The 18745-nt window shown below is 39.8% G+C and carries 18 protein-coding genes and 1 pseudogene; 8 read left to right on the forward strand and 11 right to left on the reverse strand.

What is annotated here, in order from left to right; all coding sequences use genetic code 11:
- Positions 1-29: 29 nt before the first annotated feature.
- Positions 30-1922 (forward strand): endopeptidase PepO, encoded by a 1893-nt coding sequence (gene pepO / locus NMM17_RS04310; RefSeq protein ID WP_023946182.1) that lies wholly within the window; start codon positions 30-32, stop codon positions 1920-1922.
- Between the two features lie 127 nt (positions 1923-2049).
- Here the strand turns inward: pepO and NMM17_RS04315 are convergent, their stop codons facing one another.
- From NMM17_RS04315 to NMM17_RS04330, 4 genes and pseudogenes are all read right to left on the reverse strand, one after another.
- Complete coding sequence (locus NMM17_RS04315) at positions 2050-2679, reverse strand: MBL fold metallo-hydrolase (RefSeq protein WP_153195698.1); 630 nt, start codon at positions 2677-2679, stop codon at positions 2050-2052.
- Positions 2680-2802: 123 nt separating this feature from the next.
- On the reverse strand, positions 2803-3066 hold the full coding sequence (locus NMM17_RS04320; protein ID WP_000750745.1) for a hypothetical protein: 264 nt from the start codon (positions 3064-3066) through the stop codon (positions 2803-2805).
- Between the two features lie 478 nt (positions 3067-3544).
- A pseudogene (locus NMM17_RS04325) lies at positions 3545-3661 on the reverse strand (MBL fold metallo-hydrolase); the annotation flags it as partial.
- Positions 3662-3804: 143 nt separating this feature from the next.
- The gene (locus NMM17_RS04330; protein ID WP_000835271.1) at positions 3805-5214 is read right to left on the reverse strand and encodes an N-acetylmuramoyl-L-alanine amidase; all 1410 of its coding nucleotides are present in this window, start codon (positions 5212-5214) and stop codon (positions 3805-3807) included.
- Between the two features lie 329 nt (positions 5215-5543).
- On the opposite strand from NMM17_RS04330, the gene NMM17_RS04335 reads away from it, so the two are divergent.
- Complete coding sequence (locus tag NMM17_RS04335) at positions 5544-7766, forward strand: bifunctional (p)ppGpp synthetase/guanosine-3',5'-bis(diphosphate) 3'-pyrophosphohydrolase (RefSeq protein ID WP_033686835.1); 2223 nt, start codon at positions 5544-5546, stop codon at positions 7764-7766.
- A 29-nt stretch (positions 7767-7795) separates the two neighbouring features.
- Positions 7796-8239 (forward strand): D-aminoacyl-tRNA deacylase, encoded by a 444-nt coding sequence (dtd, locus tag NMM17_RS04340; protein ID WP_000691420.1) that lies wholly within the window; start codon positions 7796-7798, stop codon positions 8237-8239.
- Positions 8240-8276: 37 nt separating this feature from the next.
- Here dtd and NMM17_RS04345 read toward each other — a convergent pair whose 3' ends face one another.
- From NMM17_RS04345 to NMM17_RS04360, 4 genes are all read right to left on the reverse strand, one after another.
- Complete coding sequence (locus tag NMM17_RS04345) at positions 8277-8690, reverse strand: hypothetical protein (RefSeq protein ID WP_001226105.1); 414 nt, start codon at positions 8688-8690, stop codon at positions 8277-8279.
- Between the two features lie 18 nt (positions 8691-8708).
- Positions 8709-9122: a hypothetical protein gene (locus tag NMM17_RS04350; RefSeq protein WP_000732793.1), complete on the reverse strand. Its 414-nt coding sequence runs from the start codon at positions 9120-9122 to the stop codon at positions 8709-8711.
- A 119-nt stretch (positions 9123-9241) separates the two neighbouring features.
- A complete protein-coding gene (locus NMM17_RS04355; protein WP_000749118.1) occupies positions 9242-9952 on the reverse strand; it encodes a nicotinamide mononucleotide transporter in 711 nt (236 codons plus the stop codon).
- A gap of 121 nt (positions 9953-10073) precedes the next feature.
- Positions 10074-10724, reverse strand: coding sequence for a metal-dependent transcriptional regulator (locus NMM17_RS04360; protein ID WP_000188513.1), 651 nt, complete (start codon positions 10722-10724; stop codon positions 10074-10076).
- 111 nt (positions 10725-10835) lie between these two features.
- Between NMM17_RS04360 and NMM17_RS04365 the strand changes: the two genes are divergently transcribed.
- The 3 genes from NMM17_RS04365 to NMM17_RS04375 all read left to right on the forward strand — a co-directional run bounded on the left by NMM17_RS04365 (position 10836) and on the right by NMM17_RS04375 (position 13278).
- Positions 10836-11678, forward strand: coding sequence for a metallophosphoesterase (locus tag NMM17_RS04365; protein WP_000160946.1), 843 nt, complete (start codon positions 10836-10838; stop codon positions 11676-11678).
- A 74-nt stretch (positions 11679-11752) separates the two neighbouring features.
- On the forward strand, positions 11753-12190 hold the full coding sequence (locus NMM17_RS04370) for an Rrf2 family transcriptional regulator (protein WP_001166795.1): 438 nt from the start codon (positions 11753-11755) through the stop codon (positions 12188-12190).
- 68 nt (positions 12191-12258) lie between these two features.
- The gene (locus NMM17_RS04375; RefSeq protein WP_000281612.1) at positions 12259-13278 is read left to right on the forward strand and encodes a YdcF family protein; all 1020 of its coding nucleotides are present in this window, start codon (positions 12259-12261) and stop codon (positions 13276-13278) included.
- An 86-nt stretch (positions 13279-13364) separates the two neighbouring features.
- Here the strand turns inward: NMM17_RS04375 and NMM17_RS04380 are convergent, their stop codons facing one another.
- From NMM17_RS04380 to NMM17_RS04390, 3 genes are all read right to left on the reverse strand, one after another.
- Positions 13365-14438 carry a DUF2974 domain-containing protein gene (locus tag NMM17_RS04380; protein ID WP_001273805.1) on the reverse strand — a complete coding sequence of 358 codons (1074 nt, stop codon included), beginning with the start codon at positions 14436-14438 and terminating at the stop codon, positions 13365-13367.
- Between the two features lie 121 nt (positions 14439-14559).
- The gene (locus tag NMM17_RS04385) at positions 14560-15336 is read right to left on the reverse strand and encodes a ferredoxin reductase (RefSeq protein ID WP_203213406.1); all 777 of its coding nucleotides are present in this window, start codon (positions 15334-15336) and stop codon (positions 14560-14562) included.
- A gap of 88 nt (positions 15337-15424) precedes the next feature.
- Complete coding sequence (locus tag NMM17_RS04390) at positions 15425-15988, reverse strand: TetR/AcrR family transcriptional regulator (RefSeq protein ID WP_254753914.1); 564 nt, start codon at positions 15986-15988, stop codon at positions 15425-15427.
- Positions 15989-16402: 414 nt separating this feature from the next.
- Between NMM17_RS04390 and NMM17_RS04395 the strand changes: the two genes are divergently transcribed.
- Both NMM17_RS04395 and NMM17_RS04400 read left to right on the forward strand, forming a co-directional pair.
- Entirely contained in the window at positions 16403-17080 is a 678-nt protein-coding gene (locus NMM17_RS04395; RefSeq protein WP_000548991.1) for a response regulator transcription factor, read from the forward strand.
- Positions 17073-18047: a sensor histidine kinase gene (locus NMM17_RS04400; RefSeq protein ID WP_254753915.1), complete on the forward strand. Its 975-nt coding sequence runs from the start codon at positions 17073-17075 to the stop codon at positions 18045-18047. The genes NMM17_RS04395 and NMM17_RS04400 overlap by 8 nt, the downstream gene beginning before the upstream one ends.
- Positions 18048-18745 lie beyond the last annotated feature (698 nt).

Raw genomic sequence — 18745 nt, forward strand, 5'->3', positions numbered from 1 at the left:
TAACTTAAAAAAATGAAAGCGAGAACAAGATGACACGTTATCAAGATGATTTTTATGATGCAATCAATGGAGAATGGCAGAAGACAGCTGAAATCCCAGCAGATAAGTCTCAAACAGGTGGTTTTGTTGATTTAGACCAGGAAATTGAAGACTTGATGCTTGCGACAACAGACAAGTGGTTGGCAGGTGAAGAGGTGCCTGAGGATGCTATCTTGGCAAACTTTGTCAAATACCACCGCCTAGTTCGTGATTTTGACAAGAGAGAAGCTGACGGTATCACACCTGTCTTACCACTTCTTAAAGAATTCCAAGAATTGGAGACTTTTGCAGATTTTACAGCTAGACTAGCAGAGTTTGAACTTGCAGGAAAACCTAACTTCCTTCCTTTTGGTGTATCGCCAGACTTTATGGATGCCAGAATCAACGTTTTATGGGCTAGCGCTCCAAGCACGATCCTGCCAGATACGACCTACTATGCTGAAGATCATCCTCAGCGTGAAGAGCTCTTGACTCTTTGGAAAGAAAGCAGCGCAAATCTCCTCAAGGCTTATGATTTCTCTGATGTAGAAATTGAAGACTTGCTAGAGAAAAGACTAGAATTGGACCGTCGAGTTGCGGCAGTGGTTCTTTCTAATGAAGAAAGTTCAGAGTATGCTAAACTCTACCATCCATATGCTTACGAAGATTTCAAGAAATTTGCGCCTGCCCTACCTTTGGATGACTTCTTCCAAGCCGTTCTTGGACAAGTGCCAGACAAGGTTATCGTAGACGAGGAACGTTTCTGGCAAGCAGCAGAGCAATTCTACAGTGAAGAAGCCTGGCCTCTCCTCAAGGCAACCTTGATTTTGAGTGTTATCAATCTTTCTACCAGTTATTTAACGGAAGAAATACGTGTCTTGTCAGGTGCCTACAGTCGTGCACTTTCTGGAGTTCCAGAAGCCAAAGACAAGGTTAAGGCAGCCTACCAGTTAGCACAAGGTCCATTCAAACAAGCCTTAGGTCTCTGGTATGCCCATGAAAAATTCTCTCCAGAAGCCAAGGCAGACGTAGAGAAAAAAGTAGCAACTATGATTGATGTCTATAAGGAACGCTTGGCTAAAAATGACTGGTTGACTCCTGAAACTCGTGATAAGGCTATTGTCAAACTTAATGTCATCAAGCCTTATATTGGTTACCCAGAAGAATTGCCAGAACGCTATAAGGACAAGGTGGTCGATGAAAATGCTAGTCTTTTTGACAATGCTCTAGCTTTTGCGCGTGTGGAAATCAAGCACAGTTGGAGCAAGTGGAACCAGCCTGTAGATTACAAGGAGTGGGGCATGCCTGCTCATATGGTCAATGCCTACTACAATCCACAGAAGAACCTGATTGTCTTCCCAGCAGCTATTTTACAGGCGCCTTTCTATGACTTGCATCAGTCATCTTCTGCTAACTACGGGGGTATTGGGGCAGTTATTGCTCATGAAATTTCCCACGCCTTTGATACCAACGGAGCTTCCTTTGATGAAAATGGTAGCCTCAAGGATTGGTGGACAGAGAGTGACTATGCTGCCTTCAAGGAGAAAACACAAAAAGTTATTGACCAATTTGATGGACAAGATTCTTATGGAGCAACCATCAACGGTAAATTGACTGTATCAGAAAACGTGGCTGACTTGGGAGGAATCGCTGCAGCGCTTGAAGCAGCTAAGAGAGAAGCAGACTTCTCAGCAGAAGAATTCTTCTACAATTTCGGTCGCATCTGGCGCATGAAAGGTCGTCCAGAATTTATGAAACTTTTGGCTAGCGTTGATGTGCACGCGCCAGCCAAACTCCGTGTCAATGTACAAGTACCAAACTTCGATGATTTCTTTACAACCTATGATGTCAAAGAAGGAGACGGTATGTGGCGTTCGCCAGAAGACCGCGTCATTATTTGGTAATGCAAAGAGGTCAGTAATCAGAAAAAAGGCATTCAATCAGGTGTGAAAACCTTGATAGGATGCCTTTTATAGTGGAAAGACTACTGGATAATGTACTTAAAATGAGATAGTCATTGTCACTATCTTACTAGAAAAAAGGATTAAAGGTCTTTTCGTGAGCAATAGTCGTAGCTGGACCATGCCCTGGATAGACATCATAGTTTGGTAGGGTGAAGAGTTGGGTCTGGATACTATGAAGGAGTTGCTCCATGCTACCAGTCGGAAGATCCGTCCGTCCGATTGTTTCACGGAACAAAGCATCTCCTGTCAAGACTAGGTGAGCTTGCGGAAAGACGATAGAAACACCGCCGATAGAGTGCCCTGGTGTTGGCAAGACAGTGAAACGAAATTCCTCTAGTTGGTATTCTTCGTGAAAGATAAAAGTGTGTTCTGCAGGTTTTGCGACCACATCTGCCATATCATCGTGACGAGGGAGACCAGAGAGATTATCGACAGGAGTGTAGAGCCAGCTGGCTTCGCTCTCTGCGATATAGACAGGAGGATTGCCAAAAGTTTCGCGAACCAAGTCCAGGCTAATGATATGGTCATAATGGGCGTGGGTAAGGAGAATAGCGCAGATCGGTTTGTTGATCTTCTCGATGGTCTGACGAATAGCTTCCCAATGGCTGCCAGGATCGACAACGATGAGGTGTTTTTCACCTTCCAGGTAATAGGTGTTTTCATAGGCAACAGGATTCACGGTTTTATGGATTTTCATACTAGCTCCAATCTTAAAGAATGTACTAAATTAAGTATAGCACAGTTGGGAAAAATAGGTAAGAATTTAGAATGAACTTAAAAACCAGCATGACTAGATGAAGACAGGCTGGTTATCAATTTATCAATATTGGAGAGGTGTCAATTGCCCTTCATAGGTTGCATAAACTCCGTCATTAGCTTGTTTGATAGATGTGATGTTTAGAGTGCCACCGTAGTTGGCTTCTCGTTTGTCGCTATATTCACTATAAGTTATCCTATTGGGCAGGTTCTGGTCGTTAGCATAGTATTGAACGACTGTTTTTTTATAGCCTTGCTGGCTGAATAGGAACAGGCAGCTAACTCCTAACACTAGGAGAGCAAAGATAGAAATACCAGTTTTTTTCATAGGATACTCCTTTGTAAAATAACGTCATTCAATTATATTGACTTGAATGAAAAAGTGATAATCATAGGGAGTTAAATTATATTTAGATTACAATATGGTTTCCGTTCTTCTGTCTCTCCTTCTATCACCTAAATAGAAAATCTAACTGTATAACATATTATAAAAAAACATTTCAGAATTGTCAATCAATTCTGAATTATTTTTTTCTTATTCTGTTCTAAGGATTAAAGAAGGGACTTTCGAAATTGTTGGGGATAAAAAGCCAGAGTAAGTCTTAGTAATTTCTTCCAATGAACTTGATTTAGATAAATTTGATTGGAAAGAATTTGAGCCGTTCAACTAGTGCTAGATGAAATTTAAAACTAAGCTAGATTCTGACATCATTGAATAGCAGTATACAAAAACCAAGGATAAAAAAATTACTTGGTTTTTTACTTGCTAGAAAAAGGTATTGAAAGTCTTTTTATGTTGGTTTATTGGTCTTGAGAATGGCTTCCCAATGGCTGCCAGGATCGACAACGATGAGATGCTTTTCTCCTTCTAAGTAATAGGTGTTTTCATAGGCAACAGGATTCACAGTTTTATGGATTTTCATACTAGCTCCAATCTCAAAGAATGTACTAAATTAAGTATAGCACAGTTGGGGAGAATAAGCATAAAAAGGAAATAATTCTAGAAAGAAGGATATGGTTTGGATAAGAAAAATAAGCCCCGAATGAGTTCGAGGCTTAGACTGCTTTAATTCCCTGCGTAATATTTTTGGATTCCCTTGATAATCCCTTCAACCAGTTTATCTTGGTAGTCACTACTGCGGATTTTTTGGTTTTCTTCTGGATTATCCATATATCCCATCTCTAGCAAAACAGCTGGTTTGGCTGTTTCGCGAAGAACAGCAAAGGTTGCTTGCAAGAGCCCAGCATCCCTAGCTCCAGTTTCAGCCAGTAGTGAAGAATGGATATCAGCTGCGAGACGATTACTTTCACTCATCCGTTCAGGATTGTTGTGCCAATCCTTGTTAATCTTGCTAGGGAAACCAGGTTCATCCTTGTAAGAATAGGTCTGGATACCTAGGTTAACGGTTGTATCATTTCCTTTTGCATTGAAATGAAGGCTAATGAAAAAGTCAGCATTGGTCTTGTTGACCATACGAGAACGCTCGGTAATGAAATCAACGTCTATATCACTATCTCGAGAGGTGAGAACGGTATAGCCGAGTCCTTCTAATCTCTTACGTAGCTTACGATAAACTTGTAGGTTCAATTCTTTTTCAGCTATGCCATAGTAATAAGCCCCGCGATCCTTACCACCGTGACCTGGATCGAGAAAGATAGTTTTAGAGTAATGTCCTTTTTGAAAACCTTGTGCTACTTCACGAACCCATTTTCCATTCCCTAGGAAGAGCTGGTTTTTACCATCCACAGCATAGGTACCTGTAACATAGACACCATCGTCCTTAAGATAGTACCAAGCTTGATAGTCTGAGTCATAAATCCATTCCTTATGGGCCATGTAGCCACCAGATTTAAGATAGTAGGAACCAATCCATTGTTTTTGAGCATAGCGTCCGCCAGATTTGAGGTAAAACCAACTAGAGTAGCCTTGGTCGTAGACCCATTCCTTATCTGCCATAGCTCCGCTGGATTTGAGGTAGTAATCGCCTTTCCAGACATTGGCCAACATTCTACCGTAGCCATCAAAAGCATACCACTTGCCATTGATTTGGCTCCATTGGTTGGATAAATATTTACCTGAACCATTGATATAGTACCAATTATTTCCCATTTGGTACCAAGTGTTTTCAAGCAAGTAGCCATGACTATCAAAGAAATAACCATCATAGAGAGTATCTATAAATTTGACCCCAGTTTGACTGTAAAACGTCCACTTGTTCCCCTCTTTTACCCAGCCAGTTTGTATAGGTTGATTAGGTTTGGTTTCCGTAGAAAGAGAAGGTTTGCTTTCTTGCTCACTTGAACTAGCTGTACTTGTCGAAGTTTCTGTACTAGCTTGAGAATTGCTGGCAGAAGTAGTTGTAGAACTACTAATATGGTTACTAATAGAATGACTCGTATCATCAGCCGAAACGACTTGACTGGATAAGCCAAGAACAGCCAAAGCTAAAAGTGTCAGTCCTTTGTGTGATTTCATATGAGATACCTTTCTAGAGAGATGAAAATTCAGTAATTATCGTAAAAAAAACTGTTCATATTACCATTATACACTAAAAAAGTTAGAAAATTACCAAAATATCAAATCTTTTCTTATTGAAAAAGAAGAAAGTATTTTCATTTTACTAACTTTTAACGCAGACAATATCAAAACAAAGTTAGATGAAGAACTATATAAATTTGTTGTTTTAGTGTGAATATTATTTTATCCTCCTTCCCAACAAACTGAATAAGCTTTAGAATCCTCTTTTTCTAGTTTTCATATTCTTAAAAAAGTGATAAAATGGTAGGAAGAATTGGAGAGTAGAGATGCCAAAAGAAGTGAATTTAACAGGCGATGAAGTTGTCGCTTTAACACAGAAATATTTATCGGAAGAAGATGTGGCTTTTGTCCATAAGGCCTTGGTTTACGCCGTTGAATGCCATAGTGGTCAATATCGCAAATCAGGTGAGCCTTATATCATTCACCCCATCCAAGTGGCAGGTATTTTAGCTAAGCTCAAGTTGGATGCTGTAACAGTAGCTTGTGGTTTCTTGCATGATGTGGTGGAAGATACTGATGCGACCTTGGACGATTTGGAAAGAGAGTTTGGTCCTGATGTGCGGGTAATCGTAGATGGGGTTACCAAGCTTGGTAAAGTTAAATACAAGTCTCACGAAGAGCAGTTGGCTGAAAACCACCGCAAGATGCTCATGGCCATGTCTGAGGACATCCGCGTTATCTTGGTCAAACTGTCTGACCGCTTGCACAATATGCGGACCCTGAAACACCTTCGAAAAGACAAGCAGGAGCGTATTTCCAAAGAAACAATGGAAATTTATGCCCCGCTTGCCCATCGTTTGGGGATTTCCAGTGTCAAATGGGAATTGGAAGACCTATCTTTCCGTTATCTCAATCCAACGGAGTTTTACAAGATTACCCATATGATGAAGGAAAAACGCAGAGAGCGTGAAGCCTTGGTGGATGAGGTGGTCACAAAATTAGAGGAATATACGACAGATCGTCATCTAAATGGAAAGATTTACGGTCGTCCCAAGCATATTTACTCGATTTTCCGCAAAATGCAGGATAAGAGAAAACGGTTTGAGGAAATCTATGACCTGATTGCCATTCGTTGTATTTTGGATACCCAAAGTGATGTTTATGCCATGCTGGGTTACGTGCATGAGCTTTGGAAACCCATGCCTGGTCGCTTTAAAGACTATATCGCTAACCGTAAGGCCAATGGTTACCAGTCTATCCATACGACTGTCTATGGGCCAAAAGGGCCGATTGAATTCCAGATTCGGACCAAGGCCATGCATGAGGTGGCTGAGTACGGGGTTGCGGCTCACTGGGCTTATAAGAAGGGCATCAAGGGGCAGGTTAACAGCAAGGAATCAGCCATTGGGATGAACTGGATCAAGGAGATGATGGAGCTCCAAGACCAGGCTGATGATGCCAAGGAATTTGTCGATTCAGTTAAGGAAAACTATCTGGCTGAGGAGATTTATGTCTTTACCCCAGATGGAGCTGTTCGTTCCCTTCCAAAAGATTCAGGACCGATTGACTTTGCCTACGAAATTCATACAAAAGTCGGGGAAAAAGCAACTGGTGCCAAGGTCAATGGCCGCATGGTTCCGCTGACAACTAAGCTCAAAACAGGGGATCAGGTTGAAATTGTCACTAACCCCAACTCCTTTGGGCCGAGCCGTGACTGGCTCAATATGGTTAAGACCAGCAAGGCGCGTAACAAGATTCGTCAGTTCTTTAAAAACCAAGATAAGGAATTGTCAGTCAACAAGGGTCGTGAAATGTTGATGGCCCAGTTCCAAGAAAATGGCTATGTGGCCAATAAATTCATGGACAAGCGTCATATGGACCAAGTCCTGCAAAAGACCAGCTACAAGACAGAAGAATCCCTCTTTGCGGCTATTGGTTTTGGAGAAATCGGTGCTATTACCGTCTTTAACCGTCTGACTGAAAAGGAACGCCGTGAGGAAGAGCGTGCCAAGGCCAAGGCGGAAGCAGAGGAACTTGTCAAAGGTGGCGAGATCAAGGTTGAAAATAAAGAAACCCTCAAGGTCAAGCATGAGGGTGGTGTGGTCATTGAAGGTGCCTCAGGACTCCTAGTGCGGATTGCCAAGTGTTGTAATCCAGTTCCTGGTGATGATATTGTTGGCTATATTACCAAGGGTCGTGGTGTAGCTATTCACCGTGTGGACTGTATGAACCTGCGTGCCCAAGAAAACTACGAGCAACGTCTCCTTGATGTGGAATGGGAAGACCAGTACTCTAGCTCAAATAAGGAGTATATGGCTCATATCGATATTTATGGCCTCAACCGTACAGGTCTCTTAAATGATGTTCTGCAAGTTCTTTCAAACACAACTAAGAATATCTCAACAGTCAACGCTCAACCAACCAAGGATATGAAATTTGCTAATATCCATGTGTCCTTCGGCATTGCCAACCTCTCGACGCTGACTACGGTTGTGGACAAGATCAAGAGCGTGCCAGAGGTTTATTCTGTCAAACGGACCAACGGCTAATTGTCCTAGCTCTTACTAGAAAGGCTATTATGAAAATCATTATCCAACGGGTTAAAAAAGCCCAAGTCAGTATCGAAGGTCAGGTTCAGGGAAAAATCAATCAGGGGCTCTTATTGCTGGTTGGTGTTGGACCAGAGGACCAAGAGGAAGATTTGGACTATGCTGTGAGAAAGCTTGTCAACATGCGGATTTTTTCAGACGCAGAAGGCAAGATGAACCTGTCTGTCAAAGATATTGAAGGAGAAATCCTCTCTATTTCTCAGTTTACCCTCTTTGCGGATACCAAGAAAGGCAATCGTCCAGCCTTTACAGGGGCAGCCAAGCCTGATATGGCATCAGACTTCTATGATGCATTCAATCAAAAATTAGCGCAAGAAGTATCCATTCAGACAGGCATCTTTGGAGCGGATATGCAGGTTGAGCTGGTCAATGACGGACCAGTCACCATTATCCTAGATACTAAAAATAGATAAGAAAACCAAGCCCAACCGGCTTGGTTTTTCTTATCTATCATAAAATACTCCAAAATGAAATCGGTTCTTGATAGGCTTTTGGGAAGTCTCTTTTCAGGCTTTGGCTTATGCGATAGGAGGGGATGAGGTGTCCTAGGATGAGGAGAGTTCCCTGAAGGAAAAGTGGGATACCACTTAAACATATCAAGGAGAGAATGATCAGGCTATCCCATAGGAGGATTTGTAAGGCAAAACGCCAGAATCTTGGTCTAATCTGGGAATAGAGGTGACTAAAGTGGTCACAAAGCTGGTTAGAAAGATAGGTCAATAGCACAGGATGAAAGAAAATGAGCCAACCGCTATAAATCAGAATCCAGTCCCAAGTAAGCCCCTCTTTAAATGTCAAAAATGCCAGCATGATTCCATCAATAACAAGGAGCTCAATGGTTTTGATAAAGATGATTTTTCTCATGCTAAAACCTCCTTTTCCTTAGAGGCACTCCCATAAAGAGATATGTTTGTTGTAAAAGTCTAGATAGTTTTCTCTTAGGTAGTCCGCCGTCATATAATATAAAGTAGAATGACAAGCAGTGACGATTGGCATAAGAGTGGGAAATCGCTGAGAACTAACGAAGGCTAAAAGGATAAAAAATAGAAAATCAATGGTGAGAACTCCTAAATAGTAGAAGCGAATCTTTTTATTGATTTGAGGATAAATCTCAGCGAATTGATGATTGAGTCGGACGACCAAGCGAAATAGCAGGAGTCCTTGAGCAAGGAGGAAAATAAAACCAGTGAGCAGGAGCCATTCTAAAGCTGTCTCAGGTCTAGTGCTAAAAAATGCAAATAGTAGCAAATCAATGACTACAATTGCTACAAAATGGATTCTAAAGAGTTTTTTCATAAGATGACCTCCCTCTTTTATCTAGCTTCATTCTACTCCAAAAGAATGGAAGTTACAACTAAAATGATAAAAAATTTTAGTAAGGAGATTCTATTAGATTTCTTTATTTGAGTTTCCTCCTATTGTTCCACTTCTTCATCATTCCAGACAAATAAAGCTCCGATTGCATTGAGGATATAAAAGATGTATTTTCCGATATTGGCGAAGTTTCCTTGAATGCCAGCCTTTGTCAGCTGAACGAAATTGTAAATCAACCAAAAGCCCCACTGAGTTGTTAGTTTCAATGCATTCAAAGCATTGGCAATGAGGGACAGTGCAAAGGCAATAGTTGTCACGTAGGCAAGGAGATTCATCTTTCCTCCATAGCCGATATAGTTGGTCACAAAGGCAAAGAGGAAGGAGATGATGGAAATGATGATGGCCGCCAATTTTACCTGTTTTTGGCTCATTTGGTTGGGTCTGCCTTCTTGCGAAGCTTCCCATTTTTTAATAGCAAAGGTATAAATGAGGAAGGTGACAGGATAGGTGATAATGGCCGCCTTATTTCCAAGGATATAATCAATGGTACCAGATAAAATCGTATTGACAATACCAAAGTAATTTCCCCATTTGCTTAATTTTCCCGTGAAACGAGTGGACAACATGGAAATCCCAACGTTGGTTACGGAAATCAATCCAAAGGGAACAAGAGCTGTCCATGGGCCCCAGTCTACGAATTTGTCGAGACGGGAGTTGAGGTAACCAGATGCAATCGCAATCCCAACGACCAGAGCAACTCCAAAGAGGTCAAACCATTTAGATGTCGCAAAAATTTTTAGTGATTTTTTCATAGGTTAAACTATCTTTCTTTTTTTTTTAACAAATATTCTACAACTAAATGAAAGCAAAATCAAATGATAAAAATAAAACCCTGAAAATCAAACTTTCAGGGTTGGTAGGGGACTTGAGAAATTAGTTGATTTTCTCGACATAGAGTTGTTTGGCAATGTCCATACCTACTTGTAAATCCTCGTCTTTACTAAGGATAGTGAAGGTATTGCTGAAGCCATCAAACTGCTGGACTTGGAGATGGTCACCGATGTGAAGTGAGTGCTTATCCAAATAATTGAGAATGTCAAAACTATCGTGCACACGAGTCAGGCGGTAGGCGCCAGCTTCCTTGATGTCAGCTAGTGGCAGGTTATTGATTTCAACTAAGAGTTCTCCCTTGGTAGGAATGGTTCCTCCGTGGGGGCAGGTTTTGGGGAATCCAAGTAGTTTATCCAGTCTTTCCACGAACAGGTCAGAGACAGTATGTTCCAAGACCTCAGCTTCCTCGTGAATCTGGTCACTTGTATAGTCTAAATGATGGACTAGAAAAACTTCAATCAAGCGGTGCTTACGATAGAGCTCAGAGACCAATTTGAGGCCGAGGTCAGTCAGTAGATAGCCACATTCCTTGTCCTTGAGAATGAGATTTTCACTCTTCATCCGTTTAATCATTTCAGTTACGGCAGGGGGAGAGACTTGCATACGAGCCGCAATTTCCTTGTTGGTAATTTTATGCAGGTCTATGCCAATTTCATAAATACATTTTAGATAGTCTTCTTTATTCGGGGTCATTCGCTTCCTCTTGTCTAATATCTTTATCTAGTATATCAAAAAAAGCTAGATTTCTCTAGCTGTGACTTTTTATGTTATACTTATTGCAAGAGAAAAAACGAGGAGATGAATATGACGAAAATAGCTCTTCTTTCAGATATTCATGGAAATACTACAGCCTTGGAGGCTGTTTTGGCAGATGCTCGGCAGCTAGGAGTGGATGAATACTGGCTTTTGGGAGACATTCTCATGCCAGGGACAGGACGTAGAAGGATTTTGGACTTGTTGGCTGATCTACCGATTACGGCTAGAGTTTTGGGAAACTGGGAAGACAGTCTTTGGCATGGTGTCCGCAAGGAATTGGATAGTACTCGTCCCAGTCAACGCTATCTCTTGCGCCAGTGCCAGTATGTTTTAGAGGAAATATCCCTAGAAGAAATTGAACTGCTCCACAATCAACCACTCCAGATTCATCGTCAGTTTGGTGATTTGACGGTAGGAATTAGCCATCATCTGCCTGATAAGAACTGGGGGAGAGAGTTGATTCATACTGGAGCGCAAGAGGATTTTGACCGCTTGGTGACCAATCCGCCTTGTGATATTGCTGTTTATGGTCATATTCACCAGCAGTTGCTTCGTTACGGGACAGGTGGGCAATTGATTGTCAATCCGGGTTCGATTGGCCAGCCTTTCTTTCTAGATGCCCAGTTGCGGAAGGACTTGCGGGCCCAGTATATGATTTTAGAGTTTGATGGCAAGGGCTTGGTAGATATGGACTTCCGACGGGTAGACTACGATGTGGCAGCTGAATTGCAACTGGCTAAAGATCTCAAACTTCCCTATTTTGAGGTTTATTATGAAAGTCTGGTCAATGGTATCCATCATACTCATCATCAGGAATTTTTGAGAGAATTGGCCCAGAAAGAGGGCTACGATAGGGAGTTAGATACCTGGTTGAAAAGTGGTAACGATTGACATTACAACTGAAAAGGGTATAATAAAAGAAAAAGAAGAGTAGAGGTAGGATAGCCTCGTAAAAGGAGAAGAGGATGCAAATTCCAAGTAGATTTACCATTGCGACTCATATGCTGATTATTATCGCTCTCAAGGGGAAAGAAAGCAAGGTGACCAGTGATTTTCTGGCTGCTAGTGTCGGGGTCAATCCTGTCATTATCAGAAAAACCTTGTCCCAGTTGAAGAAGGCAGAGTTGATTTCAGTAGCGCGAGGAACAGGGGGAACAGAGATTGTCAAGGATCTCAAGGACATTAGTCTCTTAGATGTTTATCAAGCGGTTGAGTGTCTTGGTAAGACAGGTCAACTCTTTAGTTTTCATGACAATCCAAATCCAAATTGCCCAGTCGGAGCTCATATTCATGATGTTTTGGATCAAAAATTGGAGAGAATCCAGCTGGCTATGGAGGCTGAGCTTGGTCAGACCAGTCTAGAGCAAGTCGTAGCTGATGCAGAGAGTCAAATGAAGGATTAAGAGGGATAGATGCCCTCTTTTTTACACCGGATAATTATGATAAAATGTAGTTATTAAAGGAGGAAGAAATGTATCTCGTTATAGGAATTGTATTAGCCTTTATAGTGTCATTTTGGAAAGATAACAGAAGTTTGTGGAATCCAGTATTATTTTTATTATCCCTCATTTCAAGTTATATTTCTCTATCCCACCTTTTTTATAAAAATGGGTATGAGAATGTTCAGTTAGCTTTTTATGTAGTTGCCTTTGTTTTACTCCCGTTTCTGATTTTTTTGAGTGGTATCTTTCTAATCTATAATGGTGTTATCCTGCTGAAGCGAGAGGGACGTTCAAAAGCCAATTATCTCTCAACGCTTTTTGGAATAGTCATTTTGGTATTTTTTCCCTTGATTTCATTTCGATTAGGAAATCGAAATGAATTATTTTATACACATCACTTTCTAAACATTTTATTTGTATTAATCGTTTATTCTTACTTTATTTTTGGTTTTGCTTTCGTGGGTTTTATGTTGTACTCTATTTTATATCTCTTTATTCCTAAGAAGAAGCATTATGATTTTATTATCATTCACGGTGCTGGTTTATTAGGCGGAGAAAAGGTAACACCTTTGCTAAAGAGGAGAATTGATAAGGCAGTAGAAGCTTACCACAAGTCTAAGAATTCTAACATAAAAATTATTGCCAGTGGTGGTCAAGGAGCAGATGAAAAGATTTCTGAAGCGCAGGCTATTTATAACTATATTTTAGAAGAGACAGATGTAAACAAGGAATCTGTTCTTCTTGAAGATAAGTCCAGAACAACCTATGAAAATTTATTGTTTTCAAAAGAAATTGGAGAACAATTGGTTGAAAATCCGTGTTTCCTCTTTGTTACAAATGACTATCATGTCTTTAGAACTAGTACCTATGCTCGTAAGCTAAATATGAAGGGAGATGGACTCGGATGTAGGACAGCCGGCTACTACATACCATCTGCTTTTATTCGGGAGTACGTGGCTCTATGTGTCAAAATGAAATGGCTCTTCCTTGCCTTTTATGTTCCGATATTAGCTATCATTTTACTAGCCTATAAAGGGGTTATTTGGTAGTTAGATTTTATTAAAAAAGACTTAGAATGTACATGAAAATATGTATTCTAGGTCTTTTTTTGTATTCATTTGATTTTTGAAAGGTATTATCTATTTTTCCAGGCTTGGTAACGGGTATCAATCAATAACTGGGTAAGGCGTCCCATAGTTTCCCTTTCTTCTGGAGTGAGGGATTGCGCTTGGACAAAGAGATGATGAATGTGTTCAATAACCTTGAAGGAAGACAAGTCATTGATGGAGCTAATGCCAGCATCAAGAATGGTGCCAAAGAAGAGGTCGAAGTAAAGCTGAAGTTCCTCATCAGGGACTGTGGACACCCATTCTTTGAAGGTCGTGTCGACTTGTTGGCTATCGCTATTGGTCTTATCCAGTTGGACAAAGTGTTTGTTCTCAATTTGCCAGCTAAAAGTATCATGCTGGGCGATACCACCTAAGGCAGTACTTTGAACGATGACTTGGCGGTCAGGAATTTCTAGCATCATACCGATAATAGAACCTTGTGGGATAAAGACCTTGGTTCTATCCATTATTCTTTGATAGCCCTCGCTTTGTGTCAGTTCTTTGTGGAGACCAGGCGCATCAAAGGTATAAACTGCTGTGATCTGATTTTGCAAGCTTTGCTCAATTTGACTAGCAGCATAGATGGCTAGATTTCCTCCCTTGGAATGCCCAGCCAGAATGACCTTTTGCTTAGGATGATGGGCAAAAAAGTTCTTTAAATAGGAGAGGGCGTGCTTTTGAGCAGGAATTTCCTTCATATAAGTCAGGTGGAAATCTTCCTTCCAGCCAATGATACTGTCATCAGTCCCACGAAAGACAATCAGATAGGTGTCGAGAGTGAGGCGGTAGGTCATAGCCGCAAATTGCTTTTGCAGTTCAGTGTCGATGTCGTTGATAAAATGGGAGAGTTTGCAATTCTTGAAGCGTTTGTGTTGAGCCAATTCATCTAACAACTGGAGCCGATTTTTATTGGTCAACATGTTCGATTCTCTTGGAACCTGAGATGCTAGGTCTAAAAGTCGCTGAGGAGTTGTGGAGACCAGATTATCAAAGGAGAGGTAGGTGGTTTCTGTTAAGGATAGAATGTCTAATTCATTCAAAGGTAGGTCGTAAAAGGAATCATGTGCGACATCTTTCAGATAGTCAAAAATATTGGCCATAAGAGCTCCTTTCTTTTTAATTATCTTATCACAATTCCATAGAATTTACTAGTTAGTTTGTATGGTCTCTACATACCAATCTATAATGATATGATTCAGATACATAGAAGACAGTTTGCTTTTATTTCAAACCTCTAAACATACTTGTTTGTATCTGTTTGTCGTCAATCCCATTCTCTTTTAAGAAATTTTTCATCTCATTTATATCATCAGGTTGGCCGGTTAAGAGATAAATAGCTTGGTTGCCGTATTTCACAACCGCATTTTTTAAAAATGCTTGGCTTTGAGAAGAGTTTTCGCTAGTTTTATAAGTTAGATTCGGATTATTCTTACTAAGCTCTCTTAACTCATTATCAAAAATGTTTACTCCTTTGTCTAAATGATTAAGAATGATGGAGCGCTTACCAGCCCACTCTTTCACAACTGGACGTAGAGTAGAAATACCGACATCAGAGGCAAAACAAACCAGTGCTTGGTCATTGTCTTTAACAGATAAAGATGACTCCAGCCACCTCATTTCAATTTTACTACCAGCTGGTAAATGTGTTAAGGTTTCCTTAAACACGCTACCACTATTATGGGTTACAATAAGAATTTCATCCTCATCAGGAGTGGAAGCAAGGGTTAGCCATCGGCTAGCCTGATTTTCCTTTACTGGACTTTTGTCTGGACCAAACGCACTGTCAGGAAGCTTAAACTGAGCAAAGGAGCCAGCTTTCCATATTTGATTTTTTGGTTTTGTGATGTGAACTAAATACAAATCTCCGCTGGGATTTTCAATGGATTTTATCGATAAAGTTTGACTTCGTCCAAGATAGGTAATGATTCCCCAAGATATAAAGCCGAGTACTCCAAGTGTAGTTAGAATAATTATGAACATTTTTTTCCCTCGTTTCATTTTTAACTCCTATAGTGTAGTAATTTTTCATGAATGAATAATATTTTTTTTCATTCAATAATTTCCAAAAAATAAAGAAAAGATTTCTTTATTTAAGTATTCCTTTAATGAAGTTGGTTGCTAGTATTTCTACAGTTTTGCTAATATCTGGAAAATCGTTTTCTGTGATATGCATATCCATGTAGTAAAATAGGTTGTAAACTTGTAAAATATCTTGAATTTTTTCTGGAGAATGGCCTTCAGCCTGTAAACGATGAGTAAAGGTTTTCACGAGAAATTGATGAAATGGATTCGTGACTTTCCCTTCTTCTGAGGAATAGTAGCTATGCAACTCAACTGCTATGGCAGGATTGTACCATTCTGCAAGGATTTTATTGGAAGAAACGAGTGCTCTGGATTGAGCAAAGAGTTGACTAATAAGATCAATCATATCAATTTCCCAATCCAGTTCTTCGATCATAGTTTGGCGAACACGGTTGTTTTCATCAATATAGATATCTAGAAAAATAGCTTCTTTACTTTCGTAATAGTTATAAAAAGATCCGACTGCCATATGAGCTTGTCTAGCAATTTCTGAAATTCCTGTCGCCTTGTATCCTTTTTTTGAAAAAACTTCATAAGCTGCGGATTTCAAAGCCTGTTTTTTGTCCAATTTGATTCACCTCTTTTCTGAATGAATATTAAATCTCGTTCATTCATATCTTAACAAATCTTTTTCAGATTGTCAATCTGAAAGCTAGAGCTTTTTACGGATACCACTCGATAAGGAGCTTTTCAATGTTAGAAGAGTATAGAGTGTCGTTTTAACTACACTCAAGGTTTGGAAGAATAGAGATAAATTTTGGTTAAGGGGATGGATAAAAGAACTGAAATAAAGGTTGAAAAAATTAAAAATAAAAGGGTAGGGCTGGCACTATGTCTGAAAATAAGGTATGATATCAATGGGGTTATTCACTATCTGTTTTTGAGCTGTTGTGACAAGGAAATGTCAAAAAAGTATTAGATACTAAACCCTCTATTTATACTAAAGGATTTAAGACTCATAAAATTAGCAAAGGAGGAGCGCATGCACAAGATTTTACTAGTAGAAGATGATCAGGTTATTCGTCAACAGGTCGGGAAAATGCTATCTGAATGGGGATTTGAAGTGGTCTTGGTAGAAGACTTTATGGAAGTTTTGAGTCTTTTTGTCCAGTCGGAACCTCATTTGGTCCTTATGGATATTGGCTTGCCCTTGTTTAATGGCTATCACTGGTGCCAGGAGATTCGCAAGATTTCCAAGGTGCCGATTATGTTTCTGTCTTCCAGAGACCAGGCTATGGATATTGTTATGGCAATCAATATGGGGGCGGATGATTTTGTGACCAAGCCTTTTGACCAGCAGGTTCTTTTAGCCAAGGTTCAGGGCTTGTTGCGCCGTTCCTATGAGTTTGGGCGTGACGAGAGTTTACTAGAATATGCTGGTGTTATCCTCAATACCAAATCCATGGATTTACATTATCAAGGACAAGTCTTGAATTTGACCAAGAATGAATTCCAGATTTTACGTGTTTTGTTTGAGCATGCGGGCAATATCGTAGCGCGTGACGACCTGATGCGTGAACTTTGGAACAGTGACTTTTTCATTGATGATAATACCCTCTCTGTCAATGTGGCTCGTTTGCGTAAAAAATTGGAAGAGCAGGGCTTGGTAGGATTTATCGAGACCAAGAAAGGGATAGGGTACGGACTGAAGCATGCTTGATTGGAAACAATTTTTTCTAGCCTATCTGCGCTCCCGTAGTCGTCTGTTTGTCTATCTGCTTTCTTTGGCATTTCTGGTTTTGCTCTTTCAGTTTTTATTTGCCAGTTTGGGAATTTACTTTCTCTACTTTTTCCTCTTGTGCTGCTTTGTAACCATCTTATTTTTCACTTGGGACATATTGGTGGAGATGCAGGTCTATCGCAAGGAACTTCTCTACGGAGAGAGGGAAGCCAAATCTCCTTTAGAAATAGCTTTAGCAGAAAAATTAGAAGCGCGTGAGATGGAACTCTATCAGCAAAGGTCAGATGCCGAAAGAAAACTGACGGATTTGCTGGATTACTATACCTTGTGGGTCCATCAGATTAAGACCCCCATTGCAGCCAGTCAGCTCTTAGTTGCAGAAGTAGCCGACCGACAACTGAAGCAGCAATTAGAACAGGAAATTTTCAAGATTGACTCCTATACTAATCTAGTTTTACAGTACCTGCGTTTAGAAAGTTTCCATGATGATTTGGTCTTAAAGCAGGTTCAAATTGAGGATTTGGTCAAGGAAATAATTCGTAAATACGCTCTTTTCTTTATTCAAAAAGGACTAAATGTCAATCTACATGACCTTGATAAAGAAATCGTGACGGATAAGAAGTGGCTGCTAGTTGTCATTGAGCAAATTATTTCAAACAGTCTCAAGTACACCAAGGAAGGTGGTCTGGAGATTTATATGGAAGGGCAAGAACTCTGTATCAAGGATACAGGAATAGGGATAAAAAACAGTGATGTCCTCCGAGTCTTTGAACGTGGATTTTCAGGATATAATGGCCGCCTAACCCAGCAGTCATCTGGACTTGGACTTTACCTATCTAAGAAAATTTCTGAAGAACTGGGGCACCAGATTCGTATCGAGTCTGAGGTCGGAAAAGGAACGATAGTACGGATTCAGTTTGCTGACATGAATCTAATAATTGAGTGAGCATAGACGAAAAGAGACTGGGGGAAAACCATTTTTTACAGGGATTGAGTTTTTACACAATCTCTTTTTCCTATATTTCAGGATATTTGAAAATTGTATTTTAGAAAAATAATAATAGAGTTCTTGATACGGGATATAGTATAAATACTGGTTCAAAGTGAAGTTTTGTATGCTTTATACTTTTGTTGAGTATAAAATCTATAAACTAAGGGTGAATTACAAAAATTAATTTGAGATGAAGTGAATTGTAGACTTGGGAAATGTCTCCTATTCGATTTCAGAATGAATCGTTGATACAGGATTAAAAGAACTACAGCTTTCTTTTTATTTTGAATGAGATAGGTGTATATAGATTTGTGTAACTGGTGTAGAACTGTTTCCAAGAATTTATTGAATGTATCGAATACACACATTCTATTGATTTTGAACCAGTTTTTAATTTCTAAATGTTATAATAGTTTTATCAAGTAAAAGGAGACTGCCATGATTGGAGACAATATAAAATTCTTACGAAAATCACATAATCTGATATAACCAGAATTTTCACGGATTGTGGGTGTGTCACGAAATAGCCTAAATCGTTAGAAAAACTGAAAAAGCTTACTTTCAATAGAAGTATTGGAAATATTCATTTTACATCTATCAAAGAAACATGGGATAGACCTATATTTTACAAAATAGCAAATTATATTTTGAAT

The sequence above is a fragment of the Streptococcus sp. CF7_Ac1-12 genome (assembly GCF_024295905.1).
GTDB classification, from domain to species: domain Bacteria; phylum Bacillota; class Bacilli; order Lactobacillales; family Streptococcaceae; genus Streptococcus; species Streptococcus mitis_AP.

Coding starts and splice junctions, on each gene's coding strand:
- NMM17_RS04380 (WP_001273805.1), bottom strand. CDS start 14,438: ATGGCCAATATTTTTGACTATCTGAAAGATGTCGCACATGATTCCTTT.
- NMM17_RS04395 (WP_000548991.1), top strand. CDS start 16,403: ATGCACAAGATTTTACTAGTAGAAGATGATCAGGTTATTCGTCAACAG.
- dtd (WP_000691420.1), top strand. CDS start 7,796: ATGAAAATCATTATCCAACGGGTTAAAAAAGCCCAAGTCAGTATCGAA.
- NMM17_RS04385 (WP_203213406.1), bottom strand. CDS start 15,336: ATGAAACGAGGGAAAAAAATGTTCATAATTATTCTAACTACACTTGGA.
- NMM17_RS04365 (WP_000160946.1), top strand. CDS start 10,836: ATGACGAAAATAGCTCTTCTTTCAGATATTCATGGAAATACTACAGCC.
- NMM17_RS04400 (WP_254753915.1), top strand. CDS start 17,073: ATGCTTGATTGGAAACAATTTTTTCTAGCCTATCTGCGCTCCCGTAGT.
- NMM17_RS04320 (WP_000750745.1), bottom strand. CDS start 3,066: ATGAAAAAAACTGGTATTTCTATCTTTGCTCTCCTAGTGTTAGGAGTT.
- NMM17_RS04375 (WP_000281612.1), top strand. CDS start 12,259: ATGTATCTCGTTATAGGAATTGTATTAGCCTTTATAGTGTCATTTTGG.
- NMM17_RS04335 (WP_033686835.1), top strand. CDS start 5,544: ATGCCAAAAGAAGTGAATTTAACAGGCGATGAAGTTGTCGCTTTAACA.
- NMM17_RS04355 (WP_000749118.1), bottom strand. CDS start 9,952: ATGAAAAAATCACTAAAAATTTTTGCGACATCTAAATGGTTTGACCTC.
- NMM17_RS04345 (WP_001226105.1), bottom strand. CDS start 8,690: ATGAGAAAAATCATCTTTATCAAAACCATTGAGCTCCTTGTTATTGAT.
- NMM17_RS04330 (WP_000835271.1), bottom strand. CDS start 5,214: ATGAAATCACACAAAGGACTGACACTTTTAGCTTTGGCTGTTCTTGGC.
- pepO (WP_023946182.1), top strand. CDS start 30: ATGACACGTTATCAAGATGATTTTTATGATGCAATCAATGGAGAATGG.
- NMM17_RS04370 (WP_001166795.1), top strand. CDS start 11,753: ATGCAAATTCCAAGTAGATTTACCATTGCGACTCATATGCTGATTATT.
- NMM17_RS04360 (WP_000188513.1), bottom strand. CDS start 10,724: ATGACCCCGAATAAAGAAGACTATCTAAAATGTATTTATGAAATTGGC.
- NMM17_RS04315 (WP_153195698.1), bottom strand. CDS start 2,679: ATGAAAATCCATAAAACCGTGAATCCTGTTGCCTATGAAAACACCTAT.
- NMM17_RS04350 (WP_000732793.1), bottom strand. CDS start 9,122: ATGAAAAAACTCTTTAGAATCCATTTTGTAGCAATTGTAGTCATTGAT.